At 72.4% G+C, this 26337-nt stretch carries 26 protein-coding genes; 10 read left to right on the top strand and 16 right to left on the bottom strand.

Annotated elements, in window-relative coordinates; translation table 11 throughout:
• Nucleotides 1-27 precede the first annotated feature (27 nt).
• Nucleotides 28-1065: an LLM class flavin-dependent oxidoreductase gene (locus ORI94_RS11700; protein WP_266074447.1), complete on the bottom strand. Its 1038-nt coding sequence runs from the start codon at nucleotides 1063-1065 to the stop codon at nucleotides 28-30.
• Nucleotides 1066-1308: 243 nt separating this feature from the next.
• Here ORI94_RS11700 and ORI94_RS11695 point away from each other — a divergent pair, with 243 nt between their 5' ends.
• Entirely contained in the window at nucleotides 1309-1641 is a 333-nt protein-coding gene (locus ORI94_RS11695; protein WP_266074439.1) for an ATP/GTP-binding protein, read from the top strand.
• 13 nt (nucleotides 1642-1654) lie between these two features.
• On the opposite strand, the gene ORI94_RS11690 is transcribed toward ORI94_RS11695, so the two are convergent.
• The 7 genes from ORI94_RS11690 to mce all read right to left on the bottom strand — a co-directional run bounded on the left by ORI94_RS11690 (nucleotide 1655) and on the right by mce (nucleotide 11530).
• Nucleotides 1655-2527, bottom strand: a complete 873-nt coding sequence (locus ORI94_RS11690; RefSeq protein ID WP_266074438.1) for an ABC transporter permease — start codon at nucleotides 2525-2527, stop codon at nucleotides 1655-1657.
• Entirely contained in the window at nucleotides 2524-3801 is a 1278-nt protein-coding gene (locus ORI94_RS11685; protein ID WP_266074437.1) for an ABC transporter ATP-binding protein, read from the bottom strand. The genes ORI94_RS11690 and ORI94_RS11685 overlap by 4 nt, the downstream gene beginning before the upstream one ends.
• A gap of 146 nt (nucleotides 3802-3947) precedes the next feature.
• Nucleotides 3948-4718, bottom strand: coding sequence for an ABC transporter permease (locus tag ORI94_RS11680; RefSeq protein WP_266074435.1), 771 nt, complete (start codon nucleotides 4716-4718; stop codon nucleotides 3948-3950).
• Between the two features lie 2 nt (nucleotides 4719-4720).
• Nucleotides 4721-5689: an ATP-binding cassette domain-containing protein gene (locus tag ORI94_RS11675; RefSeq protein ID WP_266074434.1), complete on the bottom strand. Its 969-nt coding sequence runs from the start codon at nucleotides 5687-5689 to the stop codon at nucleotides 4721-4723.
• A 107-nt stretch (nucleotides 5690-5796) separates the two neighbouring features.
• On the bottom strand, nucleotides 5797-6732 hold the full coding sequence (locus ORI94_RS11670) for a cellulose-binding protein (protein ID WP_042167623.1): 936 nt from the start codon (nucleotides 6730-6732) through the stop codon (nucleotides 5797-5799).
• A gap of 235 nt (nucleotides 6733-6967) precedes the next feature.
• Nucleotides 6968-10816 (bottom strand): polarized growth protein Scy, encoded by a 3849-nt coding sequence (scy, locus tag ORI94_RS11665; RefSeq protein WP_266074432.1) that lies wholly within the window; start codon nucleotides 10814-10816, stop codon nucleotides 6968-6970.
• A 273-nt stretch (nucleotides 10817-11089) separates the two neighbouring features.
• Nucleotides 11090-11530 carry a methylmalonyl-CoA epimerase gene (gene mce / locus ORI94_RS11660; RefSeq protein WP_266074431.1) on the bottom strand — a complete coding sequence of 147 codons (441 nt, stop codon included), beginning with the start codon at nucleotides 11528-11530 and terminating at the stop codon, nucleotides 11090-11092.
• Between the two features lie 147 nt (nucleotides 11531-11677).
• Between mce and ORI94_RS11655 the strand changes: the two genes are divergently transcribed.
• On the top strand, nucleotides 11678-12901 hold the full coding sequence (locus ORI94_RS11655) for an acetyl-CoA C-acetyltransferase (RefSeq protein ID WP_266074430.1): 1224 nt from the start codon (nucleotides 11678-11680) through the stop codon (nucleotides 12899-12901).
• A gap of 62 nt (nucleotides 12902-12963) precedes the next feature.
• Nucleotides 12964-13920: a methylmalonyl Co-A mutase-associated GTPase MeaB gene (meaB, locus tag ORI94_RS11650; protein WP_266074428.1), complete on the top strand. Its 957-nt coding sequence runs from the start codon at nucleotides 12964-12966 to the stop codon at nucleotides 13918-13920.
• 356 nt (nucleotides 13921-14276) lie between these two features.
• Here the strand turns inward: meaB and ORI94_RS11645 are convergent, their stop codons facing one another.
• Complete coding sequence (locus ORI94_RS11645) at nucleotides 14277-15008, bottom strand: PepSY domain-containing protein (protein WP_266074427.1); 732 nt, start codon at nucleotides 15006-15008, stop codon at nucleotides 14277-14279.
• Nucleotides 15009-15124: 116 nt separating this feature from the next.
• Between ORI94_RS11645 and ORI94_RS11640 the strand changes: the two genes are divergently transcribed.
• Together ORI94_RS11640 and ORI94_RS11635 are read left to right on the top strand one after the other, a co-directional pair.
• Nucleotides 15125-15793: a response regulator transcription factor gene (locus ORI94_RS11640; RefSeq protein ID WP_266074426.1), complete on the top strand. Its 669-nt coding sequence runs from the start codon at nucleotides 15125-15127 to the stop codon at nucleotides 15791-15793.
• Nucleotides 15790-17316, top strand: coding sequence for a sensor histidine kinase (locus ORI94_RS11635; RefSeq protein WP_266074425.1), 1527 nt, complete (start codon nucleotides 15790-15792; stop codon nucleotides 17314-17316). The genes ORI94_RS11640 and ORI94_RS11635 overlap by 4 nt, the downstream gene beginning before the upstream one ends.
• 162 nt (nucleotides 17317-17478) lie before the next feature.
• On the opposite strand, the gene ORI94_RS11630 is transcribed toward ORI94_RS11635, so the two are convergent.
• From ORI94_RS11630 to ORI94_RS11615, 4 genes are all read right to left on the bottom strand, one after another.
• On the bottom strand, nucleotides 17479-17955 hold the full coding sequence (locus ORI94_RS11630; RefSeq protein WP_266074424.1) for a MarR family winged helix-turn-helix transcriptional regulator: 477 nt from the start codon (nucleotides 17953-17955) through the stop codon (nucleotides 17479-17481).
• Between the two features lie 101 nt (nucleotides 17956-18056).
• Entirely contained in the window at nucleotides 18057-18869 is an 813-nt protein-coding gene (locus tag ORI94_RS11625; RefSeq protein ID WP_266074423.1) for an AIM24 family protein, read from the bottom strand.
• Nucleotides 18866-19516 (bottom strand): AIM24 family protein, encoded by a 651-nt coding sequence (locus tag ORI94_RS11620; protein ID WP_266074422.1) that lies wholly within the window; start codon nucleotides 19514-19516, stop codon nucleotides 18866-18868. The genes ORI94_RS11625 and ORI94_RS11620 overlap by 4 nt, the downstream gene beginning before the upstream one ends.
• Nucleotide 19517: 1 nt before the next feature.
• On the bottom strand, nucleotides 19518-20150 hold the full coding sequence (locus tag ORI94_RS11615) for an AIM24 family protein (RefSeq protein ID WP_042167649.1): 633 nt from the start codon (nucleotides 20148-20150) through the stop codon (nucleotides 19518-19520).
• A gap of 423 nt (nucleotides 20151-20573) precedes the next feature.
• On the opposite strand from ORI94_RS11615, the gene ORI94_RS11610 reads away from it, so the two are divergent.
• Nucleotides 20574-20918 (top strand): DUF3817 domain-containing protein, encoded by a 345-nt coding sequence (locus tag ORI94_RS11610; RefSeq protein ID WP_266074421.1) that lies wholly within the window; start codon nucleotides 20574-20576, stop codon nucleotides 20916-20918.
• The gene (locus ORI94_RS11605; RefSeq protein ID WP_266074420.1) at nucleotides 20915-21226 is read left to right on the top strand and encodes an MTH1187 family thiamine-binding protein; all 312 of its coding nucleotides are present in this window, start codon (nucleotides 20915-20917) and stop codon (nucleotides 21224-21226) included. Before ORI94_RS11610 ends, ORI94_RS11605 begins: the two co-directional genes overlap by 4 nt.
• 51 nt (nucleotides 21227-21277) lie before the next feature.
• Here the strand turns inward: ORI94_RS11605 and ORI94_RS11600 are convergent, their stop codons facing one another.
• From ORI94_RS11600 to ORI94_RS11590, 3 genes are read right to left on the bottom strand one after another with little or no spacing between them, the layout of a single operon-like run.
• Nucleotides 21278-21919: a TetR/AcrR family transcriptional regulator gene (locus ORI94_RS11600; protein ID WP_266074419.1), complete on the bottom strand. Its 642-nt coding sequence runs from the start codon at nucleotides 21917-21919 to the stop codon at nucleotides 21278-21280.
• Complete coding sequence (locus tag ORI94_RS11595; protein WP_266074418.1) at nucleotides 21916-22596, bottom strand: DUF4166 domain-containing protein; 681 nt, start codon at nucleotides 22594-22596, stop codon at nucleotides 21916-21918. Before ORI94_RS11595 ends, ORI94_RS11600 begins: the two co-directional genes overlap by 4 nt.
• Nucleotides 22593-23339 (bottom strand): hypothetical protein, encoded by a 747-nt coding sequence (locus tag ORI94_RS11590; protein ID WP_266074417.1) that lies wholly within the window; start codon nucleotides 23337-23339, stop codon nucleotides 22593-22595. The genes ORI94_RS11595 and ORI94_RS11590 overlap by 4 nt, the downstream gene beginning before the upstream one ends.
• Before the next feature lie 162 nt (nucleotides 23340-23501).
• Between ORI94_RS11590 and ORI94_RS11585 the strand changes: the two genes are divergently transcribed.
• The 3 genes from ORI94_RS11585 to ORI94_RS11575 all read left to right on the top strand — a co-directional run bounded on the left by ORI94_RS11585 (nucleotide 23502) and on the right by ORI94_RS11575 (nucleotide 26242).
• Nucleotides 23502-24011: a MarR family winged helix-turn-helix transcriptional regulator gene (locus ORI94_RS11585; RefSeq protein WP_266074415.1), complete on the top strand. Its 510-nt coding sequence runs from the start codon at nucleotides 23502-23504 to the stop codon at nucleotides 24009-24011.
• 59 nt (nucleotides 24012-24070) lie between these two features.
• Nucleotides 24071-24409: a DUF3817 domain-containing protein gene (locus tag ORI94_RS11580; RefSeq protein ID WP_266074414.1), complete on the top strand. Its 339-nt coding sequence runs from the start codon at nucleotides 24071-24073 to the stop codon at nucleotides 24407-24409.
• 132 nt (nucleotides 24410-24541) lie between these two features.
• On the top strand, nucleotides 24542-26242 hold the full coding sequence (locus tag ORI94_RS11575; protein WP_266074412.1) for an acyl-CoA mutase large subunit family protein: 1701 nt from the start codon (nucleotides 24542-24544) through the stop codon (nucleotides 26240-26242).
• The last annotated feature ends 95 nt before the right edge of the window (nucleotides 26243-26337 follow it).

Raw genomic sequence — 26337 nt, 5'->3', positions numbered from 1 at the left:
GCAAGCCACCATCGGACCCCGGCTCGTTCAGGGCCTGCCGGCGAGCTGGGGGATCACCTCGCAGCCCAGCCGCCGCACGGTCTCCTCGGTCGCCGCGAGGTCGCCGGAACCCTCGACGAACAGTGCGAACCGGGAGATGCCGGTCCGCTCCCCGGTCGCGGCGAGCCGGTCCGCGCACAGTCGCGGGGTGCCCACCGGGTGCAGCCCGCAGAGCAGTTCGGTGTAGGCCAGTGGGTCACGCATCCGCCGCCGGCGGCCGTCCACCGTGACATGGGCCCCGAGCCCCTGCCGCAGCCAGCCCGGCATCGCCTTCAGCAGCGTCTCCGCCGCGTCGGTGCGCCGGTCGGCGATCTGGCAGACACCGGCCGACACGTGGGACGCCCGGCGGATCTCCGGCACGGGCAGCCCGCACGCGCGCGCGTGCCGCGCCCACAGGGCGACCATCCCGGCCTTCTCCTCGTCCCCGACGTGCATGCCGAGCAGCATCGGCAGCCCGCGCTCGGCGGCGAGCCGCACGCTCGCCGGGGAGGTGCAGGCCACCACGACCTCGGGGCCCGTGGCCTCGGTGAGTGCCTCCGACGGGCGTGGCACGACGGGCACTTCACGGAAGCGGTAGCGCTCCCCGTCGGCCGCGACGGACGGTTCGCGCAGCCAGCGCACCAGCAGGTCGAGCGATTCCGGGAACCCCCGCTCGTACGCCTGCAGGCCGGCACCGAACACCTCCAGGTCGACCCACGGCCCACCGCGCCCGACGCCCAGCGAGAACCGGCCGCCGCTGGTGACGTGCAGCAGCGCGGCCTGCTCGCCGAGTGCCACCGGGTGGACGGTGGGCAGGACGCTCACCGCCGTGCCGACACGGATGCGGCGGGTGCGGCCGAGCAGTAACGCCGCCAGGGTGATCGCCGACGGACAGGTGCCGTACGGCACGAAGTGGTGCTCGCCCAGCCAGACCGCGTCCAGCCCCGCCTCCTCCGCCACTTCGGCGGAACGGACCGCTCGGTGCAGCGCCTCCCCCTCGCCCTGCCCGGGGAACCGGGCGCCCAACACGAAACTTCCCACACGCATCGCTTTCCTGCTTCCTCGGCTCCGACACGGAGCTCCCCCGCAGGGCATAACCGTCCGACACGTGCCGAGGACACGGCCGGGAGGGGGAATGTGGGGATTGTCTGCAGAACGGGCGGTCCGGGAACCGGTGGTGCGCCGCCGTGAAGTGAGGCTTGTGATGATTGGTTCCGTGCGCGTACCCGGCTCCGCCCCGCGTAGGCTGGACGCGGTCCCCGCATCCCGTACAGCCCCGTGAGGTGTCCTGTGTCCCCGCGTCGCAACCGAGCCAAGGGATCCGGTTCGTCCGGCAGGAGCGCCGAGGACGACCGGGCCGGGCGCTACGGCGGCTGGCAGTCCGCCGAGAGCTGGCGGGGCGAGGAGTGGAACGTCCGGCACGTGGCGGGGGCCAGCGCCCAGGGCAAGGCGTACCGGTGCCCCGGCTGCGACCAGTTGATCCCGGACGGGGTGCCGCACGTGGTGGCCTGGCCGGACCACTCGGGGGTCGACGAACGCCGGCACTGGCACAAGTCCTGCTGGAACGCCAGGGACCGCCGCACCACGCGGGTGCAGCGGTCCCGTAACGCGCCGAGGTTCTGAGGTCTCCGAGGCCCTAGACGTCCCGCTTTCCGAGAAGGGCGAAGGCCGCGCCGAACGCCACGGCCGTGAGCCCGAGCATGATCCACAGCGGATCCCAGCCGGACGGGCCGGACGAGCTGAGGGAGTTGGCGTAGAAGATGCTCAGCTGGTTCGGGATGGAGTACTCGAACAGCGCGGTGCGCACGCCCTCCAGTGACGAGGAGAGCATGAACACCGCGATCACCAGCGGGGCGAGCACGGCGCCGATCATGAGGGTGATGGCGCCCGCCGAGTGCCGGACGATCGAACCGACGGCCAGCGAGAGCGTGCCGAGCAGCGCGATGTAGAACGAGACTCCGACGGTGGCCTTCAGCCACTCGCCCCCGGTGGGCTCGTCCGCGTTGTTGCCCGCCAGCATGGCCACGTGCAGGAACGCGACGACCGTCGCGGACACCAGCGTGACCACGAAGGCGATCAGGAAGAACACCAGGGCCTTGGCCGCGAGCACCCGGCCGCGTGAGGGGCAGGCCACCATGGTGGTGCGGATCATGCCGGTGCTGTACTCCGAGGCGGTGGTCAGCACGCCCAGGGTGATGACGCACATGATGCCCAGGAGCAGGCCGAAGAAGCCCATGGAGAGCGCGTTCTCACCACCGAGGTCCGGGTCGGTGCCCGCCACCACCAGACCGGTCAGCAGGCCGATGCCGACGACGAGGAACACGAACACGCCCAGCGTCCACATCGTGGAGCGCACCGACTTGATCTTCGTCCACTCGGAGGCCAGCGCATGCCCGAAGTGGGTGCGCACCACCGGGATCGGCGAGGTGTAGCCGGGGTACGGGGAGGGGGGCCCGGCCGTCTGCCATGCGGGCGCGGCCTGCTGCGTCGGGGGCTGGGGCGTGCTCATCGGGCGTCCTCGGACTTGGTCACGTCGGAGCCGGCCGGGCCGGCTGGGGCAGCGGGGACGGCCGACGACGCGGCCGGGGCGGCGGCCGGCGCGGCCGAGGGGGGAGCGGTCGGGGCGGGCTGCGGGGCGGGCCCGGCATACGGGTTGGCCACCGGCGCGCCCGGGGCCGCCGCAGGGCCGCCCGGAGCACCGTACGGGCCCGCGGGGGCCTGCGCCGCACCCGGCGCCACCGCGAACCGCTGACCGCCCTGCTGGGGCGGCGGCGGGGCGTACCAGCCGGGCTGGCCCTGACCCGGCACCGGCAGCGGCGGCTGCGCGCCCGGCGGGAGCGGCTCCTGGAACCCCTCCTTCTGGTCGGTGGTCGAGCGGTAGTCGACCGCGCCCTGCGTCATCCGCATGTACGCCTCCTCCAGCGAGGCCTGGTGCGGGGACAGTTCCCACAGCCGTACGCCGGCCTCGTGGGCGATGTCGCTCAGGCGGGGCAGCGGCAGCCCCGTCACCCGCAGCGCGCCGTCCTGTTCGGGCAGTACGCGGCCGCCCGCCTCGGTGAGCGCGGCGGACAGCTTCTCGCGCTGCTGCGGTTCGCTGTCCGGAGTGCGCACCCGGGCGAAGTCGGCGGAGTTCGCGGAGATGAAGTCCTTCACGCTCATGTCGGACAGCAACTGCCCCCGGCCGATCACGATGAGGTGGTCGGCGGTCAGCGCCATCTCGCTCATCAGGTGGGACGAGACGAAGACCGTACGGCCCTCCGCGGCGAGCGTCTTCATCAGGTTGCGCACCCAGAGGATGCCCTCGGGGTCGAGGCCGTTGACCGGCTCGTCGAAGAGCAGCACCTGGGGGTCGCCGAGCAGCGCGGCGGCGATCCCCAGCCGCTGGCCCATGCCCAGGGAGAAGCCCTTGGAACGCCGCCGCGCCACCTCGTGCAGCCCGACCACGCCCAGCACCTCGTCGACGCGGCGGGCCGGGATGCCGGACAGCTGGGCCAGGCTCAGCAGGTGGCTGCGGGCGGACCGGCCGCCGTGCACCGCCTTGGCGTCCAGCAGGGCGCCGACCTGCCGGGCGGCGTTGGGCAGCCTGCGGTAGGGGTAGCCGCCGATCGTGACATGGCCCGCGGTGGGGTTGTCGAGACCGAGGATCATCCGCATCGTCGTCGACTTGCCCGAGCCGTTGGGCCCGAGGAAGCCGGTGACGGCGCCGGGCCGCACCTGGAAGGAAAGGTTGTACACAGCGGTCTTGTCGCCGTACCGCTTGGTCAGGCCGACTGCCTCGATCATGCTCCGCCCCATCGAGAGGTTCAGGACAACGGGGGCGCACACCCCCGTAAGAGTTAGGAGGATATCGAGAGGCTGACGGTTCCGCCCAAGGCGAGGTAAAAACCGGCCCGCCCCTCCGCGTTCCCCGCGTGCCCTCTCCACGCCCCCTACGCGTCGCGCTTCTTCAGCAGCAGGTAGCCGCCGGCGAGCGCCGCGATCACCCACAGCACCATGATGCCGAGTCCGCCCCAGGGCCCGTACGGGGTGTCGTCGTCGAGCGGCGTGACCACCTGCATGATCCTGCTGCCGGCCTGGTCCGGCAGGAACCGGCCGACCTTCTCCGTCGCGGGGACGTTGCCCAGGACGGTGGAGATCAGGAAGAAGAACGGCATCAGGATGCCCAGCGACAGCATCGGGGAGCGCAGCATCGTGGCGACACCCATCGAGAACACCGCGATCAACGTCATGTACAGGCCGCCGCCGAACACGGCCCGCAGCACCCCTTCGTCGCCCAGGGACGCCCGGTGCTCGCCGAGCATCGCCTGTCCGAGGAGGAAGGCGGCGAAGCTGGTGGCCATGCTCACGACGAGCGCGAGCGCGGTCGCCACGCCGAGCTTGCCGGCCAGGAAACCGCCCCGTTGCGGCACGGCCGCCAGCGAGGTGCGGATCATGCCGGTGCTGTACTCGTTCGACACCACCAGCACCCCGAACACGATCATCGCGAGCTGACCGAGACTCATCCCCGCGAAGCTGATGAGCGTCGGGTCGAAGGAGAGCCGTTCCCGGGCGTTCATGGCGTCGAACCCGTTCGCCGACAGGGCCGAGATCAGCATGCCGAGCGCGAGGGTGACGACCACCGCCAGGGAGAGCGTCCACACGGTGGACGCCACCGACCGGACCTTGGTCCACTCGGACCGGATGACCTGCGCCGCCGCCATGCTCAGTCCCTCTTCCAGCCGTCGCCCCACTGCCGCCCGTCGCCCCGCTGCCGCGGGGAGGCGGGCGCGTCGGAGTGCGCGTGGTACTCCACCGACTCCGCGGTCAACCGCATGAACGCCTCCTCCAGGGAGGCCCGCTGCGGGCTCAGCTCGTGCAGCACCAGTTGGTGCCGGGCCGCCAGCTCCCCGATCCGCTCCGCCCCGGCGCCGTCCACCTCCAGCGCCCCGCCGCTCTCCACGGCCGTGACACCGGCCTCGTGCAGCACGTCCAGCAGCCGCTCCCGCTGCGGGGAGCGGATCCGGACGTACGCACGGGAGTTGCGCGCGATGAAATCGGCCATGGAGGTGTCGGCGAGCAGCCGGCCCTGCCCGATGACCACGAGGTGGTCGGCGGTCAGCGCCATCTCGCTCATCAGGTGGGAGGAGACGAAGACCGTGCGGCCCTGCGCGGCGAGCGTCTTCATCAGGGTGCGGATCCAGTGGATGCCCTCGGGGTCGAGCCCGTTGACCGGCTCGTCGAACATCAGGATGCGCGGATCGCCGAGCAGCGCGCCGGCGATGCCGAGCCGCTGGCCCATGCCGAGCGAGAACCCCTTGGCCTTCTTCCCCGCCACCGACGACAGGCCCACCGTGTCCAGCACCTCGTGCACCCGCTGCCGGGGGATGCCGTTGCTCTGGGCGAGGCACAGCAGATGGTTGAAGGCGCTGCGGCCACCGTGCACGGCCTTGGCGTCGAGCAGGGCACCGATGTACTTCAGCGGGTCCTTGAGCCCGTCGTAGTGCTTGCCGTCGATCCGGACGTCACCGGCGGTGGGCCGGTCCAGGCCCAGCATCATCCGCATGGTGGTGGACTTGCCCGCGCCGTTGGGACCGAGGAAGCCCGTGACGATCCCCGGTCCGACGGTGAACGTCAGGTGGTCGACCGCCACCTTCTCGCCGTACCGCTTGGTCAGCCCCACGAGCTCGATCATGCGGCAACGCTAGAACGGGACGAAGCCCCCTGCCACCTCGGTGGCAGGGGGCTTCGCCGATGTCCGGCCACGGTGATCCGGCCCCGGGGCCGGCCCGGAACCGCTGGTTACCGCGTCTGCTGGGCCGGGACCCCGCGGGAGGCGGGCTCCTCCTCGGCCGGCGAACCGGCCGCGGCCACCGCGGCGCCCGTGAGCGTCGCCAGCATCTCGCGGACGTTGGTCAGCTGGGCGTTGATGGAGTCGCGGCGGTTGGTCAGCGCCGCCAGCTCCCGCTCGGATTCCGAACGGATCCGGTCGGCCTTGGCGTTGGCGTCGGCCACGATGTCCTCGGCCTGGCGCTGGGCGGTCTCCACCGTCTGGCGGGCCCGGCGCTCGGCGTCCGTGCGCAGCTTCTCGGCCTCCAGGCGCAGCTGCTCCGCCCGGTGCTCGATCTCGGCCAGACGCTTCTCGGCCTTGGCCTGACGCGACGCCAGGTCGCGCTCGGACTGCTCGCGGCGCTTGGCGAGGTTCGTCTCGAAGTCGGCGGCGGCCTGCGCGGCCTTCGCGCGGGTCTCCTCGAAGAGGGCGTCCGCCTCCTCGCGCTTGGACTGGGCGTCCCTCTGGGCGTCCGACCGCAGCTGCGCGGCCTCGCTCTGCGCCTTCTCGACGATCCGGACGCCGTCGTCCTCGGCCTTGGCCTTGCGCTCGGCGGAGTACGACTCCGCGTCGTTGCGCACCTGCTGGGCGGCGGACTCGGCGAGCTCGCGGTGCTGCTCGGCCGCGCGCCGGGCCTCCTCACGGAGGTCCTTCGCCTCCTCCTCGGCCAGGCGAAGGATCTTCTCCACCCGCGCGCCGAGCCCCGCGTACGACGGTTCGGCGTCGGTGACCTGGGCCTGGGCGTTCTGCGTCTCGAGGTGGAGCTCCTCGATGCGCTTTTCCAGCGCGGTGATACGGGCGAGAGCGCTGTCACGGTCGGAGACGAGCTTGGAGATGCGTTCGTCCACCTGAGCGCGGTCGTATCCACGCCGCACAAGCTCGAAGCCGTAGGGGGAAGTGTCGCTCATGGGGTTCCTGTCGAATGAGACCGGTGAGGTGATAGGGGGAATCCTAGGGGCCGAAGCGCTGTGTCATCGAGCGGATGCACGTTTGATACGGAGAATGACACCCCTTTTGAGTGGCCGACCCCCGGAGTGCTTGCCAAGCTCATGCTGAAACCCCCTTACTGGCAGGGGATTTGACCTGCCGACAAGGGATTTCGCTCACCCTCGAAGGATTTTGCCAGGTTCGTCGCGAGAAGTCCTAACCGTCCGAAGACTTGCTCCGCTGGCCGGGCGTACCGGCCGCCGCGGCCGCCTTCACCCCGTTGTCCTTGCCGCCGCCGGGCGCCTCGAACGACTCCAGCGCCTCCAGGACGTCCTGCACGCGTGAGATCTCGACGTTGATGTCCTCGCGCCGCCGCACCAGGACCTCCAGCTCGCGCTTGCCCTCCTCGACCGTGGCCCGCGCCTCGCGGACCGCCTCGGCCTTCAGCTCCTCGGCCTCCCTGACCAGCGCGGCCTTCTTCTGCTCGGCCTCCTTCAGGAGACCCTCGGCCTTCTTCACCGCGGCGATACGCACCTTGCCCGCTTCGGAGTTGGCCTCGGACACGATCTCCTTGGCCTTCGCCTGCGCCTTGGCCAGCTGCTCCTCGGACGCCTTGATCAGCGCGTCGCAGCGGTCGCCGGTGGACCGCATCGTCTCGGACGCCTCACGGCGGGCCCGCTCGTGCAGCTCCTCGATCTCCTTGGTGATCCGGTCCCGCAGCTCCTCGGCCCGCTCCCTGATCCGGGTCGCGTCCCGGCGGGCCCCGATCAGCAGCTCGTCCGCGTCCGTACGGGACTTCTCCACCCGGGAGTGGCCCTCGACCGTCGCCTCCGAGAGGAGCCGGTCGGCCTCGGCACGGGCGGCGCCGACCATCGAGTCGGCCTGGGCCTCCGCGTCCGCGGTGGTCTTCTGCGCCTGCTGCTGCGCCTCGGTGAGCAGCTTGTCCGCCTCGGCGGCGGTCTCCGTGATGAGGGTGTCGACCTGCTCGGCCGCCTCCGAACGCCGCTTGTTGGCGTCCTTGCGGGCCTCGTCGAGGGTGCGCTCGGCGTCCTCGCGCGCGGACGTCGCCAGCCGGTCCGCCTCCCGCTCCGCGTCGGCCTTGAGCCGCGCGGACTCGCTGCGGACCCGCTCCGCGTGCTGCTGCGCCGAACCGGCCGCCTCGGCCGCCTCGGCCCGCAGCCGCTCCGCGTCGCCGGACGCGTCCGCGACCAGCTTCTCGGCCTTGGCCACCGACTCCGTGCGCAGCCGGTCGGTCTCCGCGATCGTCTCCGCGGTGAGCCGCTCCGCCTCGCCGCGCGCCTCGGTGATCAGGGTGTCCACCTGGGCCGCCGCGTCCGAACGGATCCGGTTGGCGTCCTCCCGGGCCTCGGCGCGGGTGCGCGCCGCGGTCTGTTCGGCCTCGGCGACCGCGTCCGACGCCTCCGTACGCATCCGCCGGGTCTGCTCGGAGACCTCCGAACGGACCCGGTCCGCCTCGGTGATCGCCTCGGACACCGTGCGCTCGGCGAGCGCCTTGGCGGCCTCCGTCTCCTCCTGCGCCTCGCGCCGCAGCCGGGCCGCGTCCTCGCCGGCCCGCTCCCGCTCGGCGTAGGCGTCGGTCCGGACCCGCTCCGACTCCTCCTGCGCCTCGCGGCGCGTGCGGTCCGCCGCGTGCTCGGCGGCCTGGCGCAGCCCGGTGATCTCGTCCTGCGCCTGCTCGTGCAGCCCCGCGACCGAGTCCCGTACCTGCTGGGCGTGCTGCTCGGCCGCCGACACCATCTCGGTGGCGCGCCGGTCGGCCTCCTCGACCAGCCGTACGGCCTCGGCCTGCGCCTCCTCCACCCGCTTGCGGGCCGACGCCAGCAGCTCCTCGCTCTGCTCCCGGGCCCGCTCGCGCTCCTGGTCGGCCTCCGTGCGGGCCGCGCCCAGCAGTTCCTCGGCCTCGCGCCGGCGCCGGGCGGCCTCCTCCTGCGCGCCGGCCAGCGTCTCCTGTGCCTCCGCGCCGAGCCGCTCGGCCGCGGCCAGTGCCTCGGCGCGCATCCGGTCGGCGCTGTCCTGCGCCTCGGACTTCAGCCGCTCCGCCTCCGCTGCGGCTTCCGACCGCAGCCGCACGGCCACGGACTCGCCCTCCGCGCGGGAGGCCGACGCGTCCGCCGCCGCCTCGTCGCGCAGCCGCTCCGCCTCCGCCTCCGCCTGCTCCCGCAGCGCACGGACCCGCTCCGCCGCCTCGGTGCGCAGCCGCTCGGCCTCGTCCGCCGCCTCCCGGCGGATACGGACCGCCTCCTCGCGGGCGTCGCTCAGCGCCTGCTCGGCCGAGGCGAGCCGCTCCTCGGCCTCCGTCTGCAGCCGGGACAGCTCCTCGGCGGCCTCCGCGCGCCGCGCGGTGACGGCCCGCTCGGCCTCCTCGTGGACCTCGCGCGCGGCCCGCTCGGCGTCCTCCCTGAGCGCGTCGGCCTGCTCGACGGCGTCCGCGCGGTGCCGCTCCGCCTCCTTGCGGGTGCGTTCCAGCGTCTCCTCGGCCTGCCGGCGCAGCGCCGTGGCGCGCTCTATGGCCTCGGTGCGGACCTTCTCGCTGTCCGTCTGCGCGGTGGAGCGCAGCTCGTCGGCGTCGGCCTTCGCCTTGGTCAGCAGTTCCTCGGCGGACCGGGCGGCCTCCTCGATCTGCGACACGGCCTGCTTGCGGGCCTCCGCGCGGATCTTCTCGCCCTCGGCGACCGCCTCGGCACGCAGCTGCTCGGCCTCGCCGCGCAGCCGACGGGCCTCCTCCTGGAGCTCGACCGTCTTGGCCCGGTACTCCTTGGTGTCGTCCTTCGCCGCGCCCTTGAGCTGCGTGGCGATGTCGTGCGCCTCGGCGCGCAGCCGGTCCGCCTCCGCCTCGGCCTCCCGGCGGATCCGCGCGGCCTCCTCGGACGCCTCCTTGGTGGTCCGCTTGGCTTCCTCCGACGCCTTGGTGAGCACGTCCTCGGCGGTCCGGGCCGCCTTCGACAACTGGGTGGCGCTCTCCTCGGCGGTGACCGTGCGGGCCCTCTCGGAGGCCTCCGCGACGATCTTCTCCGCCTCCGCGCGGGCGTCCGCGACGATCTGCTCGGCGTCCGCCTTGGTGGTCTCGGCCTCCTTGGTGGCCTCGGTGACCAGCCGGGCGACCTGCTCCTTGGCCGTACGCGTACGGGTCTCGTTGGCCGCCTCGGCGGAGGCCAGCGCCTTCGAGGCGGCCTCCTTCGCCTCGGCGAGCACCTTGTCCGCCTCGGTACGGGCCGCGCGCAGCGCCTCCTCGGCGTCCGCCATGCGCTGCTCGGCAGCCTTGGCGAGCTCCTGGGCCTCGCGGCGGGCGGACTCCGACTCACTGGCCGTCGACGTCCGCAGCTGCTCGGCGTGGTCGGTGGCCTCCTGCGCCTGCGCGGAGGCGGCGTTCAGCAGCCGCTCGGCGTCCGCGCGGGCCCGGCGCAGCGTCTGGTCGGCCTCCGTACGGGCGGCCTCGGCCTCGCTGCGCAGCCGGTGACGGGCCTCGGAGGTCACCCGCTCGGCCTCCGCGCGGGCGGCGGCCAGGGCCTGCTCGGCCTCCGCGCGGGACTCGTCGAGGAGCCGGCGGGCCTGCTGCTCGGAACGGGCCCGCACCTGCTCGGCCCACGCCACGTTCTCGTTGACGTGCGACTCGACGGTCTGCCTGCGCTCCGCCAGCTCCTGGTCGAGCTGCTGGCGCCGGGTCACCGCCTCCTGGTGCAGCTCGGACTGGAGCCGGGCCGCCTGCTCGGCGTGTTCCTGGAGGATCCGCTGGGTCTGCGCCCGGACCTGGCTCAGCTCGCGTTCGGCGTCCGCACGGAGCTGGTCGGCCTGCACCTGCGCGTTGCGCAGCATCTGCTCGGCCTGGTAGCCGATGTCACCGCCCTCGTAGGCGGGCCGGGACATGATGGTGCGCCGCGCCTCGTGCAGCTTGGCGCGCAGCACCTCGACCTGGTAGCCGAGGTCGTCGGCGTGCTGGATCGCCTTTTCCCGCTCGGTCTTCAGCCGCTTCATCTCGGCTTCGAACCGAGAGAGGTGGTCGACGTCAGCCGCCGGATCTCGCTCCTGGCTCTCGTAGCCCCGCACTGCGCGGTCCCATCCGTCCCCTGGTCGCAACTCTGGCCGAGTCCCGTCCGTCCGCCGAACGGGACCCCCGGGGAATGGTGTCAGATCAACGGAGGGACATGCGCTGCTGCCCCCGCGCGCGCCCCCCGAAACCCGGACCCCGGTACGTCCTGCTGTCGAGGCCGGCGACGCTCACCCGAACGGAGGCAGTCGTCACCTTTCTGACGGCAGGACCCGATCGCCCTGGACCGAGCGGCGACCGCACCCAACCCTACCGGCCCTTATGTACGTGGGTCAGTGCTCAGGTGACTCAACTGGCGCCGAAGTGACCAGTTCTGTCAGTACGCCATGACAGTCCTTGGGGTGCAGGAAGGTGATCCGTGACCCCATGGAGCCGCGTCGGGGCTCTTCGTACAGGACGCGCACCCCCTTGTCCTTGACCGCGGTGGCCTCGGCGTCGACGTCCGCCGTACCGAAGGCGATGTGGTGGACTCCCTCCCCGTTCTTCGCGAGCCACTTCGCGACGGTGGAGTCCTCCCGGGTCGGCTCCAGCAGCTGGAGGTAGGACGCGCCTCCGTCCGAGGTCTCGTTGATCTTCAGCATGGCCTCGCGCACGCCCTGCTCCTCGTTGACCTCGGAGTGGAACACCTCGAAGCCGTAGGTGGCGCGGTAGAACTCCACGGTCGCGTCGAGGTCGTGGCAGGCGATTCCGATGTGGTCGATTCGCGTCAGCATGGAATCAGTGGAGCGTCACCGTGGCGGTTACGCAACGTGCGCGCGATCACACCGACGGCCCGATGACGGGGCGGACCGCAGCTCAGTACATTCGAAGTAAACCCTCGTTCACTCCTCGGCTGTGCAGCCGGAAGGGGATCGCAGCTCATGGCTTCTGCATCTTCCGCACCATCCCCAGCGAACGGCACGACGTCCGTCATCGTCGCGGGTGCCCGGACCCCGATGGGCCGGTTGCTCGGCTCGCTCAAGTCCTTCTCCGGAGCCGACCTCGGCGGCTTCGCGATCAAGGCCGCCCTCGACCGTGCGGGGATCGGCGGCGACCAGGTCCAGTACGTGATCATGGGGCAGGTGCTCCAGGCCGGGGCAGGGCAGATCCCGGCACGCCAGGCCGCCGCCAAGGCCGGCATCCCGATGAACGTCCCGGCGCTCACCGTCAACAAGGTGTGCCTGTCCGGCCTCGACGCGATCGCGCTGGCCGACCAGCTGATCCGGGCCGGCGAGTTCGACGTGGTCGTCGCCGGCGGCCAGGAGTCCATGACCAACGCCCCGCACCTGCTGCCGAAGTCCCGGGAGGGCTTCAGGTACGGTGCGGTCCAGATGATCGACGCCATGGCCCACGACGGTCTGACCGACTCCTTCGAGAACGTCGCCATGGGCGAGTCCACCGAGAAGCACAACACCCGCCTCGGCATCGGCCGCCCGGAGCAGGACGAGATCGCCGCCCTGTCCCACCAGCGGGCCGCCGCGGCACAGAAGAACGGTGTCTTCGAGGCGGAGATCACCCCCGTCGAGATCCCGCAGCGCAAGGGCGACCCGGTCCTCTTCAGCCAGGACGAGGGCATCCGGGCCGACACCACCGCCGAGTCGCTGGGCAAGCTGCGCCCCGCCTTCGCCGAGGACGGCACGATCACCGCCGGTTCCTCCTCGCAGATCTCGGACGGTGCGGCGGCCGTGGTCGTGATGAGCAAGGCCAGGGCGCAGGAGCTCGGCCTCGAGTGGATCGCCGAGATCGGCGCCCACGGCAACGTGGCGGGCCCCGACAACTCCCTGCAGTCGCAGCCGTCCAACGCGATCGCCCACGCCCTCGAGAAGGAGGGCCTCGAGGTGTCCGACCTGGACCTCGTCGAGATCAACGAGGCCTTCGCGGCGGTGGCCGTGCAGTCAATGAAGGACCTCGGCGTGTCCACGGAAAAGGTGAACGTCAACGGCGGCGCCATCGCCCTGGGACACCCGATCGGGATGTCCGGTGCCCGGCTGGTGCTGCACCTGGCGCTGGAGCTGAAGCGGCGCGGCGGCGGCGTCGGCGCGGCGGCGCTGTGCGGCGGCGGCGGGCAGGGTGACGCGCTGATCGTGCGGGTACCCAGGGCCTGAGCGAACCGGCCGTCCCTTTCGTCCGTAGGTCTTGACGGGTCTTCCTTGTGAACGGAGCAGTGATGCAGGACGTCTCCACTCTGGTGGCACGGGCCAGGGAGGGCGCACCGCGTGCCGTGGCCCGACTGATCTCCCTGGTGGAGGGGGCGTCCCCGCAGCTGAGGGAGGTCATGGCGGCCCTGGCGCCGCTGACCGGCAACGCGTACGTGGTCGGTCTGACCGGTTCGCCGGGCGTCGGCAAGTCGACGTCCACCTCGGCGCTGGTGAGCGCGTACCGCAGGCAGGGCAGGCGGGTCGGCGTCCTGGCCGTCGACCCGTCCTCGCCGTTCTCCGGCGGCGCGCTGCTCGGTGACCGGGTCCGGATGTCGGAGCACGCCTCCGATCCCGGCGTCTACATCCGGTCCATGGCGACCCGCGGCCACCTGGGCGGTCTCGCCTGGTCCGCGCCGCAGGCCATCCGGGTCCTGGACGCGGCCGGATGCGACGTGGTCCTGGTGGAGACGGTCGGCGTCGGCCAGTCGGAGGTGGAGATCGCCTCCCAGGCCGACACGTCGGTGGTGCTCCTCGCCCCCGGCATGGGCGACGGGATCCAGGCGGCCAAGGCCGGAATCCTGGAGATCGGCGACGTCTACGTCGTCAACAAGGCCGACCGCGACGGCGCCGACGCCACCGCCCGCGAGCTGAACCACATGCTGGGCCTCGGCGAGTCCCGCGCCCCCGGTGACTGGCGGCCCCCGATCGTCAGGACCGTCGCCTCGCGCGGGGAGGGCGTCGACGAGGTCGTCGAGGCCCTGGAGAAGCACCGCGCGTGGATGGAGGAGCACGGTGTCCTGGCGGAGCGCCGACTGGCCCGCGCGGCCCGCGAGGTCGAGACGATCGCCGTCACGGCCCTGCGGGAGCGCATCGGTGACCTGCACGGCGACCGGCGCCTGGGCGCGCTGGCGGAACGGATCCTCGGCGGCGAACTGGATCCGTACCGCGCGGCGGACGAACTGGTGGCGGGGCTGACGCAGGGCTGAGGCGGGGGTGGTGCCGAGGCGGCCCCGGGCACGAGGGCCATCGGGTCCGGGGCCGGGGCGTGCTCCGGCAGGGGCGTCGTCCGCCCGGCAGGGGCGGGGCCCCGCCGGGCGGTACCGGGAGACCTCTTACGCCCTCCCGGCAGCGGGGAGCACCGCGGGACGGAGGGCCCGGCCGTGCGCCGGATGTAGGCGACCGTCCCGGTAACGAGGCGAGGCGCCGTGCCGGGCGTCGCGTGCCGGGCGGTGCCCCGGAGCACGCCCGGGGCGGCGGAAGCGCACGGGCGGGGCGGTGCGGGCACATGCGCCCGCACCGCCCTGTTCACGTGACCGGGTCGGAGGCCCGCTGGGAACTCCGCTCAGCGGTCGTCGCGGTCCTCGTTACCGTCGTCGTCGCGGTCGTCGCGGTCGTCGCGGTCGTCGCCCCGGTCGTCCGAGTCGTCGTCCGCGGTGACCCTGCCGCTGTTCAGGCCGACCAGCCACTCCCGGTCGTCCCCGCCGGCGGCCGTCCCGACCTCCCAGCCCTCGGTGTCGTCGTCGTCCAGGTCCACCGACGTCACGGTGCCCTTGGCGGCCGCCGCCCTCGCGGCCTCCCCGGCCGTCACCGACGTGCCCTTCAGTGCGGCGCGCGCCTCGGCGGTGTCGTCGTCATCGCCGTTGTCCCGCTCCGAGCCCAGGACCCTTCCGCTGCTCGGGTCGATCCACACGCTGTGCCAGGTGTCGCCGCCGCCGAGGATGTCGACCTCCCAGGCCGCCCTGCCGCGGTGGTCGTCGTCATCGTCGTCGTCCAGTTCGACGGAGACCGCGGTGCCCGGCCGGTGTTTCAGCGCGGCGGCGACGGCCTCGTCCGCGGTCACGTCGGCGGAGAGCGTCCGAGAGCCGTCGTCCAGGCCGTCGCGGTCGTCGTCGGTGTCGGTGCCGTCGCGCCGGTCGTCCCGGTCGTCGTCGTCCCGGTCGTCGTCCGATCCCCGCGTCTCCGCCCGGCTCGTGGCCGTCGGCTCGTCGTCCCCCGAGACCGCGATGGCCGTCGCGGTGCCTCCGCCGACCAGTGCCGCGGCGGTGACGGCGGCGATCACGATGTTGCGCTTCATGCGGGTTCCTCCCCGGTCGCTGCGTTTTCGACGTCCTCAATCTCGCCGACCGATGCTGAGAGGAACCTGAAACCGCCTGAAGTGATCTTCAGGTTCGCTCTGCGACTCTTGTGCCCATGCGCCTGTTGATCGTGGAGGACGAGAAGCGGCTGGCCCTGTCCCTCGCGAAGGGGCTGACCGCCGAGGGGTACGCCGTGGACGTCGTCCACGACGGCCGGGAGGGCCTGCACCGGGCCACGGAGGGCGCGTACGACCTCGTGATCCTCGACATCATGCTGCCGGGCCTCAACGGCTACCGCGTCTGCGCCGCCCTGCGCGCCGCCGGACACGAGGTGCCGATCCTGATGCTCACCGCCAAGGACGGCGAGTACGACGAGGCCGAGGGCCTGGACACCGGCGCCGACGACTACCTCACCAAGCCGTTCTCCTACGTCGTCCTGGTAGCCCGGGTGAAGGCGCTGCTGCGCCGCCGGGGCCAGGGTGCCGGGGCCTCGCCGCTGCATGTGCTCGGGGAGCTGAAGGTGGACACCGCCGCCCGCCGGGTCTTCCTGGCCGAGGACGAGGTGACGCTCACCGCCAAGGAGTTCTCCGTGCTCGAGCAGCTGGTGCTGCGGGCCGGCGAGGTCGTGTCCAAGCCGGAGATCCTGGAGCACGTCTGGGACTTCGCCTACGAGGGCGACCCGAACATCGTCGAGGTCTACGTCAGCGCCCTGCGCCGCAAGCTGCGCGCCGGGCTGATCCGGACCGTGCGCGGCGCCGGGTACCGGCTGGAGAGCGCACCGTGACCCGCCTGTTCGGCTCGGTCCGCGCCCGGGCGACGCTCGGAGCCACCCTCGTGGTTCTGGTGGCCCTCGTCGTCACCGGTGCCGCGGTCCTGCAGGCGCTGCGCTCCAACCTGACCGCCGAGGCGGGCACCCAGGCGGAGCGCACGGCGCGGGCGGTCGCCGCCGAACTCGCCGCGCGGACCCCGTACGACCAGCTGTCCGGGCTGGACAGCGAGACCGGACCCGTCCAGGTCGTCGACGAGGACGGGAACCTCGTCGCGGCCACCGAGGACCTGCGGCGGATCACCGGCACGACCACCGACCAGGTCGAACCCCGCACGTCCTCCCCCTCGCCCTCCGCGTCGGCGCCCCCCTCGCCGTCGGCTCCGGCCCGCGACGACGATGACGACGACGATGACGACGACTTCGACGACGGGGACGACGACACCGAGGCCCCGCGGAGCCCTGTCGCCCCGGAGGAGCCCGGCGAGTCCGAACCGTCCCTCGCCCCCGGCGAGACCGGCCGGCAGACCACCTTCAGCAGCGGTACCGCGACCATGGACGAGGAGACCGCGGACTACCGCTTCGCGGCCGTGGACGTGCGGACCCGCGAGCGGGGCCTGCTCACCGTCTACGCGGGCGCCCCGCTGGCCGCCGAACACAGCGCCGTGCGCACCGCGCTGACCGTCATGCTGATCGGCTTCCCGCTGCTGGCGGCGCTGGTCGCCGGGATGACCTGGGTGGTCACCGGGCGTGCCCTGCGTCCGGTCGCCGGTATCCGCGAGGAGATGGCCGCGATCACCGCGTCCGAGGACCTCACGCGCCGGGTCCCGGAACCGGCGACCCACGACGAGATCGCCCGGCTCGCCCGCACCACCAACGAGACGCTCGCCGCCCTGGAGACGTCCGTGGAGCGCCAGCGGCGGTTCGTCGCGGACGCCTCGCACGAGCTGCGCAGCCCGATCGCCTCCCTGCGCACCCAGCTGGAGGTGGCCGCCGCGCACCCCGGACTCCTCGACCTGGACGGCGCCGTCGAGGACACGGTGCGGCTGCAGCGCCTCGCCGCCGACCTGCTGCTGCTCGCCCGCCTGGACGCGGGGGAGCGGCCCGTCGACGCGCGGGTCGACCTGGCCGCGCTGGCCCGCGAGGAGGCGGCGGGACGCACGGGGGTGACCGTGGACGTGGAGCCGGGGGAGCCGGTGGAGGTGGCCGGGTCACGGGGACAGCTGGCCCGGGTGCTCGGCAACCTGCTCGACAACGGACGCCGGCACGCCCGCGAGACGGTCTCGGTGACCGTGCGCCGGGAGGGCGACCGGGCGGTGCTCGGGGTCGCCGACGACGGCGACGGGGTGGCCGGGGCGGACCGGGAGCGGATCTTCGAGCGGTTCGTCCGGCTGGACGCCGCCCGCAGCCGCGACGACGGCGGGGCCGGCCTGGGCCTCGCCATCGCGCGGGACGTCGCCGTACGGCACGGCGGGACACTCACCGCGGGTGCGGCACCCTCGGGCGGAGCCCTCTTCGAACTCCGTCTGCCGCTCGCCTGACAGGCGCCGGAGCGGGCCGGAGCGGGGCGGAGCGGGCCGAACCGGGCCCGGCCGGGTGGGAGACCACCCGGCCGGGGCTGCGGGTCAGCGGTCGGCAGGTCAGCAGGTCACCTGATCGCCGGAGGACCGGGCCGCCCGGATCGACCGGATCGACCGATCGGGTCAGAAGCGCCCGCGCTCTCCGCGCAGGTGCTCGGCGATGGGCTTCAGGGCCTTGTCCAGCTCACCGAGGGTCTCGGGGGAGAGCAGGTCGATGAAGTGCCGGCGGACGGACGCCACGTGGTGCGGCGCGACCTTCTGCATGGTCTCCATACCGAGGTCGGTGAGGACGGCGAAGAGGCCGCGCCGGTCGGACTCGCAGTTCTCCCGGCGGACCAGGCCCGCGCTCTCCATACGGGTGACCTGGTGCGAGAGGCGGCTCTTGGACTGGAGGGTGGCGGCGGCGAGGTCGCTCATCCGCATCCGGCGGTCCTCCGACTCGGAGAGGTTCACCAGGATCTCGTAGTCGTTCATTGTCAGGCCGAAGGGCTGCAGATCCTTTTCGAGCTGGTGCGTCAACAGCCTGTTGACCTCCAGGTGGGTGCGCCAGGCGCACTGCTCCGCATTGGTCAGCCAGCGCGTGGCCGTCTCGGTCTCCATGAATGAAGTCTACCTAAGAAGTTGAAAGGCGAACTAGCGAGGGTTTTCCTGTGACGATGACGGCGTGCACGCGTTCGATGTCACACTCCGCAGACTACCGCTCACAGCCCGAAGCGACGCTGGAGGTCTCCCAGCTGTCCGGGAAGGCGCGGTGCCCCCGCGCCCTGCCCGTGCGCTCCCGGCGCCCCGCCGCCGGGCACTCCCGGCTGCTGCGGAGTGACCCCCGTGGCCTGCTCCGGCATCAGCGACTCGGACGACTGCAGCAGTACGGTGCCGGCCCCCACGAACTCGAACTGGTGCTCCTCGCCGGAGGCCCCGCCGAGGCCCGTCAGCGCACGTAGACCACCCATGACGCCGGTCATGTACCCGTGGTCGTAGTGGTGGCACGGGGAGGGGCAGTCCGCCCACCCGACCAGCGCCTGCGGATCCACCCGGAGCGGGGGTTCCATGAACACCACCGGGCCGTTGGACGCGGCCACGAACTTTCCGGTTCCGATGAGCGTCAGGAAACCCGGCACGATCGACTGCTTCAGCGACAGACTTGGCTGAAAAGCAAGCAGATTGCCCGAGCGAATGGTCAGGTTGCCGTCCTCGAGGTCGTACGCGTTCACGTCGAACGCCCGGTCGGCGAGGAGCATCTTGCCCGAGCCCTCCGCCACGACCCAGTCGCTCGCGTGCAGAGGCGAATGGAACGACGTACGGACAATCCGGTCGAGCCGGCCGTGCCCGACCCCGTTGAACTCGATCGTGCCGTAGTAGGCGATCATCTTCCCCTTCTGCAGGAACCACCGGCTCCCCGAGAGCTCCACGCAGAAGGTGTAGTGATCGACGTTGTCGTCGGACGGCAGCGTCGTCGGGTCGAAGACCGTCACGCCCGGCTGCGGGCCCGCGCCCGGGGTTCCGTACGTACTCACAGCTTCTCCTCCGAGGCCTGGACGAACACCGCGCCGCTGCCGCTGAGCTCCAGCTGGAACGCCTCGCCGGAGCTCCGCCCCACCATGTCCCGCCAGCCGAGTGCGGTGGACAGCCTGTTGCGGACGTCGCCGTGATGGGCGACGTAGGCCTGCGGATCGACGTGGATCGGGCGCTGCGGCGTGATCGGGATCTCGATCACGCCCCCGTGCGCCATGACCGCCACGGAGCCGTGTCCCCTGAGCGTGGTGGTGAACAGGCCCTGTCCGGAGACCTGGCCCCGGACCATGCCCATCACCCCGCCCTGCGAGCCCAGGAACATCGTGCCCTGCTCCAGCGTGCCCTCGAACGCCAGCAGGCGGTCCGCCTCGACGTACAGGGTGTCCCCGGAGAGGTCGATCACCTGGATGTGGTGGCCGCCGTGCCCGAACAGGACCGTGCCGTCGCCCTCGACGGTCATCAGGGGCGTGTCCTCGCCCGCCACCCGCCGGCCGATCATCGAGCCGAGCCCGCCCTGCCCGCCCGTCGTGCTGGGGGTGAAGGCGACCTCGCCCCGGTAGGCGAGCATCGCGCCCCGCTGGCTGAACAGCCGCCGGCCGGGTGCCACGGTCGCCTCGACGACCTTCGAGTTGATCTCCTGGAAGGGCATGTCAGACGTCTCCCGCGATCGTGTTCCGCTCACTGGGCTGGACGTACACCAGCCCGTCCCCCTCGAACCGCATCTGGAACGCCTCGCCGCCACCCTCCCCGAGCAGCGTGCGGAACGTCACCCCGGACTGGAGGGACTGGCGAAGGTTCCCCTGGTGGGCCACGTACGCGCCGGGGTCGACGGTCAGCGGGTACTGCGGGGCGACCCGGAGCACCACCGCGGGACCGTCCGACATGATCGCCGCCTGGCCGTGGCCCTCGACGGTGGTCGTGAACAGCCCGTTGCCCTGCGAGGCGCCGCGCAGACCGGTGAAGCCCGTCCCCGTGCGCAGGCCGCCGTCGGTCGCCAGCAGGTTGCTCGACTCCACGTAGAGCGTGTCCCCCCGAAGACCGACCAGGTTGATCTCGGCGGCACGGTCCGCGAACCAGCAGACCCCGTGCCCCTTCACCTCCATCACCGTCATCTGCTCGCCGGTCAGCCGCCGGGTCACCATCCCCCGGATGCCGTCCCCGCCGCCGCTGAGCTTCCTGAACGCCATGTCGCCGTCGTACGCGACCATCGAGCCGTTCTTCGCCTTCACGGCGTCCCCGGTCATCTCGACGGCGAGCACCTTGCTGCTCTGAAGTCGGAACATCGCCACGTGTGTGACGGTAACCGCAGCCCCGCCCCCGGAACAGGTCCTCCCGGGGGACCCGCACCCGGAAGATTCCCTGAGGGACCCTTTCCCTGCGTCCGATCGGGTCGCGCGGCCCGGCACCGCGCCTCGCCGCGTTGCCGGAGAGCCCGGGCGGCTCCGTCACGAGGGCTCTCCGGCGTCTTGCGGTGCGCGGGGCCGGACCACGCGACCCGACCGGACGCTCCTGGCGAGAGGACCCCTTGGGGTGGACCCGGGGCCCGCCCCGCGTCCAAGCCGGACCCCCTCCCCCGGCCGCGGACGGTGTTTGCCACAATGGGCGGACGCTTGTGCATGCGTTCACAAACCGTCAGGCACAGGACGCCGGGCCGCCGGGCCCGGTACGCCCGTAGACGCCGCTGTCTCTCCCACCGAAGGTGATCCGTGGACCTCAAGACCGCCAGTGCCCTCCGCCGCCTCCGCCTGGTATCGGGCCCCGAGGCGATCTCGTTCCTGCTGCTGCTCGTGGCCTCGGTCCTGAAGCGGACCACGGAGTTCAACGCCGTTCCGGCGCTGGGCGCGATCCACGGCTTCCTCTTCGTCGTGTACGTGATCTTCTGGGCCGACGCCTGGAACCGCGCCCGGTGGACGCTGAAGACCTCCGCCTTCTACTTCCTGATGTCGGTCCTGCCCACCGGCGGCTTCTTCGCCGAGCGCCGGCTCAAGCGGGAGGCCGAGGACGCGGTGGTCGCCTCCCGCGCGCGCACGGAAGGGGTGGTGAGCGCGTGATCGTCGCCTTCTCCGTGACACCCCTCGGCGTGGGCGAGGACGTGGGGGAATACGTCGCCGACGCCGTGCGGGTGGTCCGCGAGTCCGGACTGCCGAACCGCACCGACGCCATGTTCACCTCGCTCGAGGGCGACTGGGACGAGGTGATGGAGGTCGTGAGGCGCGCGGTGGCAGCGGTCGAGGCGCGCGCTCCGCGGGTCTCCCTGGTCCTCAAGGCGGACATCCGCCCCGGGGTCGAGGACGGCCTCACCTCCAAGGTCGACACCGTCGAGCGGCACCTGGGCCGGGGCGCGCACGAGAGCGCGTAGTACGGCGCGGGGCGGCGAGGGGCGCGGGGCGGCGACGGGGTCCCCCGTGCCTCACGCGCGCCCCGCCGTGCGGCGCAGGTGATGGCGTACCGCGCGGTGGGCGACCGGGCCGAGACCGTCCAGGGCGGCGATGAGGATCCCGAGCTGCTCCAGGGCGTCCAGCGCCGCGCCCGCCCCCGCCGGGTCCACCCCCTCGTACAGTTCGAGGCCCACGAAGGCCGCCGCCACCGCGCGGGCGAGCCCGCCGGTGTCGGTGAACTCGCCGAACGGGGTTCTGGGCAGCACCCGTTCGAGGACCTTCTCGATCTCCACGATCCACAGGTCGAGCCCCGCCGACGTCGCCGCCTTCAGGCTGTCGTGGGTCTGCGCGCCGGCCAGCAGCTGCCCGAGCAGGGCCACCTGGCCCGCGGCGCGCTCCTCGTCGTGCATCTCCCGGCCGAAGGCGAGGAGTTCCGTGAGGGAGCCGACCTCCGCGAGGCGGGCGCGGTAGCGGGCCACCCGCTGCTCGGCCCCGTGGCGGCAGGCGGCGGAGAGCAGTTCGTCCACCGAGCCGAAATGGTAGAAGACCAGCGCCTGGTTGACCCCGGCCGTCGTCGCGATCGACCGCGCCGAGGCCTTGGCGATGCCCTGTTCGGCGAGTGTGCGCAGGGCGCCCTCCAGCAGCTTCGTCCTGGTGCTGTCGGCGGGGCTCACGCGCGCGGCTCCTCACGGACCGGCCGCAGACCGGGGCGCACCCCGCGCGCGCGGATGTCGCGGTAGACGGCGGTGAAGGAACCCTCGTAGCCGAAGAGCGGTCCGAAGCGGCGGTTGGTGACGTCGACCCGGATGCGGAAGCGGCCGGCGCGTTCGTCGTAGGACTCGCGCACCTGGGCGGTCGCGCCGACGAGCTCGGGCACGCGCACGTCCACCGGCCCCTCCCGGAAGCGGTGGTCGCCCGAGCGGACCAGCAGGGAACCGTCGGGTTCCGCGCGGAAGCGGAGGTCGGTGGCGAGATGCTGGTGGGTGCCGAGGTAGTCGACGATGCGGTCGCCCCGGGGGCCCAGCACCATCTGGGCGTCGAAGCGGCGGGGACGGCCGGACAGCCGGAAGGTGCGCACGAAGGTCACCGTCTCACGGCCGAAGCCGTCGGTGTACGGCACGTTCTCGATGGTGAAGGGGACGTGCCGGCCCTGGCGGGGGACCAGGATGTTGCGGGTCGCGCCGAGCGCCAGGAACGGCTTCACGAAGGCGCCGCCGTGCCAGACGCGGTCCATCACCCCGTGGCCCGTGCAGGCCTCGCCGCTGGTCAGGCCGACGGAGAAGCGGCGTCGCAGCTCGGGGTGGAGGCGGTCGAAGTCGGCGCCCATCACGGTGCGGAAGATCGAGGTCATCGCGGGGTCTCCAGGGTGCGCAGCAGCCGGGGCGGACGGACCGGGACCGGCGGGGTGCGCAGACAGCGGCGGGCGGCCGGGGTGCGGGCCGACGGCGGGACGAGGAGCGCGGCGGCGATCGCCGCCACGAGGAGCAGCGGGGACAGCAGGGCTCCCGCGGAGCCGGGCGGGGCGGCCGGCTCCAGGGCGAGGACGGTGCCGGCGGCGGTGGTCACCGCCGCCCGGAGCGCCAGTTCCGTCAGCCAGTTGCGGCGGGCGTGCTCGGGGGTGACCCCGTGCTCCAGCCAGATCCGGAGCCGGTCGAAGGACCAGGCCGTCGCCCAGCCCATCAGGGGCCGCAGCACCAGCCGGTCCGCGAGCGCGCCCACGGCACCCCAGCGGGACCGGTAGTCGTACCCGGTGAGGAAGCGCACGCCGGTGCCGGTCCCGTCGGGAACGTAACGCCAGTAGCCGCTGCCGTCCGCGAGCGGGGAGAGCGGGTGCGGGCAGGAGAAGCGGAGCGCGGAGGTGCGGGTGCCGTCGGGTCGCTCCTTCTCGCCGGCCGAGACGCCGGTGCCGGCGATGGTCAGGAACGGCAGCACGCGCGTGGCGTAGCGGAAGTGCCGGGACTCGCCCCGGGCGCGCGGGAGGCGACGGATCTCGGTGAAGCGCAGGTCCCAGCGCTGGTGCTCGGCCGGATCCTGGGTGCGCGCCCACAGCTCGTCGAGATCCGCGCGGACGCGCGTCTCTCTGTACAGCCTCATGTCCGCCCCCTGTCAGCAGCGTGTTTGAGCGAGTGCTCAAAAGGTGTGACAGGGAGCGTACGCCGTTTTGAGCGAACGCTCAACGGTGGGGTGGCGCACAGGTCTTGATCGAAGGGCGAGACAGGGCTGACCGGCATGTGACCGGCCGGTAGGGTCTGCTGCGTGCCGAAGCCGCTCAGTCTCTCGTTCGATCCCATCGCCCGTGCCGACGAACTCTGGAAGCAGCGCTGGGGGAGCGTGCCGTCCATGGCCGCGATCACCTCGGTCATGCGCGCCCACCAGATCCTGCTGGCCGAGGTCGACGCGGTCGTCAAGCCGTACGGGCTCACCTTCGCGCGGTACGAGGCGCTGGTGCTGCTGACCTTCTCCCAGTCCGGCGAGCTGCCGATGTCCAAGATCGGCGAGCGGCTCATGGTGCACCCCACGTCCGTGACGAACACCGTGGACCGGCTGGTGCGGTCGGGCCTGGTCGCCAAGCGTCCCAACCCCAACGACGGCCGCGGCACCCTCGCGAGCATCACCGACAAGGGCCGTGAGGTCGTCGAGGCGGCCACCGCCGACCTGATGGCGATGGACTTCGGCCTCGGCGCCTACGACGCCGCGGAGTGCACGGAGCTGTTCGCGATGCTCCGTCCGCTGCGCCTCGCCGCCGGGGACTTCGAGGAGAGGTGAGCGACGGCGCCCCGGACCCGGTCCGGGATCCGCCGGAACGGACCGTTACGCTCGACGCCATGAAGCGAAGCGTGCTGACCCGCTACCGGGTCATGGCCTATGTCACCGGTGTCCTGCTCGTCCTGCTGACCTTCGGCATGATCGGCAAGTACGCGCTCGGCATGGACGGCGCGGCCGACTTCACGCAGGTCGTCAGCATCGCCCACGGCTGGCTGTACATCCTGTACCTGGTCTTCGCCTTCGACCTCGGCTCCAAGCTGAAGTGGCCGGTCAAGAAGCAGATCTGGGTGCTGCTGGCCGGCACCGTCCCGACCGCCGCGTTCTTCGTCGAGCGCCGGATCTCCCGCGAGCTGGAGTCGGCGTCCGCCGCCGAGACGCCCGCGGCCGCCAAGGCGTAGTCGCCGGGCGTCACCACCGGGCGTCCCGGGGGTTCCCGGTCCCGCGTCCTTCCTGAGCCGTGCCGCCGTACGGAGCAGCGTGCGGCGGTCAGCCATCGACATTTACTAGGACGTCCTAGTAAATTCGAAGGCATGGATGCTGACGCCATCGAGGAGGGTCGCCGTCGCTGGCAGGCCCGGTACGACGCCTCACGCAAGCGCGACGCGGACTTCACCACGCTCTCCGGCGACCCCGTGGAGCCGGTGTACGGGCCCCGGCCCGGGGACACCTACGAGGGGTTCGAGCGGATCGGCTGGCCCGGTGAGTACCCCTTCACCCGCGGCCTGTATCCGACCGGCTACCGGGGGCGTACCTGGACGATCCGGCAGTTCGCCGGGTTCGGGAACGCCGAGCAGACCAACGAGCGCTACCGGATGATCCTGGGCAACGGCGGCGGCGGACTGTCCGTCGCCTTCGACATGCCCACGCTCATGGGCCGCGACTCCGACGACCCGCGCTCCCTGGGCGAGGTCGGGCACTGCGGGGTGGCCATCGACTCGGCCGCCGACATGGAGGTCCTGTTCAGGGGCATCCCGCTCGGGGACGTGACGACCTCGATGACGATCAGCGGGCCGGCCGTGCCCGTCTTCTGCATGTACCTCGTCGCCGCCGAGCGCCAGGGCGTGGATCCCGCCGTGCTCAACGGCACGCTGCAGACGGACATCTTCAAGGAGTACATCGCCCAGAAGGAGTGGCTCTTCACGCCCGAGCCGCACCTGCGCCTCATCGGCGACCTGATGGAGCACTGCGCGGCCGGCATCCCCGCCTACAAGCCGCTCTCCGTCTCCGGCTACCACATCCGCGAGGCCGGCTCCACGGCCGCCCAGGAACTGGCGTACACGCTGGCGGACGGCTTCGGGTACGTGGAGCTGGGGCTCAGCCGCGGGCTCGACGTGGACGTGTTCGCCCCCGGCCTGTCCTTCTTCTTCGACGCGCACCTCGACTTCTTCGAGGAGATCGCCAAGTTCCGCGCCGCGCGCCGCATCTGGGCCCGCTGGATGCGGGACGTGTACGGCGCGAAGAGCGAGAAGGCGCAGTGGCTCCGCTTCCACACCCAGACCGCGGGCGTCTCGCTGACCGCCCAGCAGCCGTACAACAACGTCGTACGCACCGCCGTCGAGGCCCTCGCCGCCGTGCTCGGCGGGACGAACTCCCTGCACACCAACGCCCTGGACGAAACCCTCGCGCTGCCCAGCGAACAGGCCGCCGAGATCGCCCTGCGCACCCAGCAGGTGCTCATGGAGGAGACCGGCGTCGCCAACGTGGCCGACCCGCTCGGCGGTTCCTGGTTCGTCGAACAGCTGACGGACCGGATCGAGGCCGACGCCGAGAAGATCTTCGAACAGATCAAGGAGCGCGGCCTGCGCGCCCACCCCGACGGGCGGCACCCCATCGGCCCCGTCACCTCCGGCATCCTGCGCGGCATCGAGGACGGCTGGTTCACCGGCGAGATCGCCGAGTCGGCGTTCCGCTACCAGCAGTCCCTGGAGAAGGGCGACAAGAGCGTCGTCGGCGTCAACGTCCACACCGGCTCGGTCACCGGCGACCTGGAGATCCTGCGGGTCAGCCACGAGGTGGAACGCGAACAGGTCCGCACCCTCGGCGAGCGCAAGGCCGCCCGCGACGACGCGGCGGTACGCGGTGCCCTGGCCGGCATGCTCGACGCGGCCCGCTCCGGCGCCAACATGATCGAACCGATGCTGGACGCCGTCCGCGCGGAGGCCACCCTCGGCGAGATCTGCGACGTGCTGCGTGAGGAGTGGGGGGTGTACACGGAGCCTGCGGGCTTCTGACCGGACCGCTGGGCGGCCGGTCCGCCGGGTGGCCGGGCGGTGCGGGGTCCCGGTCCGGCAGGGGAGTCCTCCCGCTGCGGGCCGGTGGCGTCCGT

The organism is Streptomyces sp. NEAU-W12 (assembly GCF_026242095.1).
GTDB lineage: Bacteria > Actinomycetota > Actinomycetes > Streptomycetales > Streptomycetaceae > Streptomyces.
This window is presented reverse-complemented; position numbering and strand designations above follow the sequence as displayed.

What these genes read in the sequence shown, in the direction of transcription:
- ORI94_RS11700 (WP_266074447.1), bottom strand. Translation starts at nt 1,065, where the DNA reads ATGCGTGTGGGAAGTTTCGTGTTGGGCGCCCGGTTCCCCGGGCAGGGC.
- ORI94_RS11690 (WP_266074438.1), bottom strand. Translation starts at nt 2,527, where the DNA reads ATGAGCACGCCCCAGCCCCCGACGCAGCAGGCCGCGCCCGCATGGCAG.
- ORI94_RS11685 (WP_266074437.1), bottom strand. Translation starts at nt 3,801, where the DNA reads ATGATCGAGGCAGTCGGCCTGACCAAGCGGTACGGCGACAAGACCGCT.
- ORI94_RS11680 (WP_266074435.1), bottom strand. Translation starts at nt 4,718, where the DNA reads ATGGCGGCGGCGCAGGTCATCCGGTCCGAGTGGACCAAGGTCCGGTCG.
- ORI94_RS11675 (WP_266074434.1), bottom strand. Translation starts at nt 5,689, where the DNA reads ATGATCGAGCTCGTGGGGCTGACCAAGCGGTACGGCGAGAAGGTGGCG.
- ORI94_RS11670 (WP_042167623.1), bottom strand. Translation starts at nt 6,732, where the DNA reads ATGAGCGACACTTCCCCCTACGGCTTCGAGCTTGTGCGGCGTGGATAC.
- mce (WP_266074431.1), bottom strand. Translation starts at nt 11,530, where the DNA reads ATGCTGACGCGAATCGACCACATCGGAATCGCCTGCCACGACCTCGAC.
- ORI94_RS11655 (WP_266074430.1), top strand. Translation starts at nt 11,678, where the DNA reads ATGGCTTCTGCATCTTCCGCACCATCCCCAGCGAACGGCACGACGTCC.
- meaB (WP_266074428.1), top strand. Translation starts at nt 12,964, where the DNA reads ATGCAGGACGTCTCCACTCTGGTGGCACGGGCCAGGGAGGGCGCACCG.
- ORI94_RS11645 (WP_266074427.1), bottom strand. Translation starts at nt 15,008, where the DNA reads ATGAAGCGCAACATCGTGATCGCCGCCGTCACCGCCGCGGCACTGGTC.
- ORI94_RS11640 (WP_266074426.1), top strand. Translation starts at nt 15,125, where the DNA reads ATGCGCCTGTTGATCGTGGAGGACGAGAAGCGGCTGGCCCTGTCCCTC.
- ORI94_RS11630 (WP_266074424.1), bottom strand. Translation starts at nt 17,955, where the DNA reads ATGGAGACCGAGACGGCCACGCGCTGGCTGACCAATGCGGAGCAGTGC.
- ORI94_RS11620 (WP_266074422.1), bottom strand. Translation starts at nt 19,516, where the DNA reads ATGCCCTTCCAGGAGATCAACTCGAAGGTCGTCGAGGCGACCGTGGCA.
- ORI94_RS11615 (WP_042167649.1), bottom strand. Translation starts at nt 20,150, where the DNA reads ATGTTCCGACTTCAGAGCAGCAAGGTGCTCGCCGTCGAGATGACCGGG.
- ORI94_RS11595 (WP_266074418.1), bottom strand. Translation starts at nt 22,596, where the DNA reads ATGACCTCGATCTTCCGCACCGTGATGGGCGCCGACTTCGACCGCCTC.
- ORI94_RS11590 (WP_266074417.1), bottom strand. Translation starts at nt 23,339, where the DNA reads ATGAGGCTGTACAGAGAGACGCGCGTCCGCGCGGATCTCGACGAGCTG.
- ORI94_RS11580 (WP_266074414.1), top strand. Translation starts at nt 24,071, where the DNA reads ATGAAGCGAAGCGTGCTGACCCGCTACCGGGTCATGGCCTATGTCACC.
- ORI94_RS11575 (WP_266074412.1), top strand. Translation starts at nt 24,542, where the DNA reads ATGGATGCTGACGCCATCGAGGAGGGTCGCCGTCGCTGGCAGGCCCGG.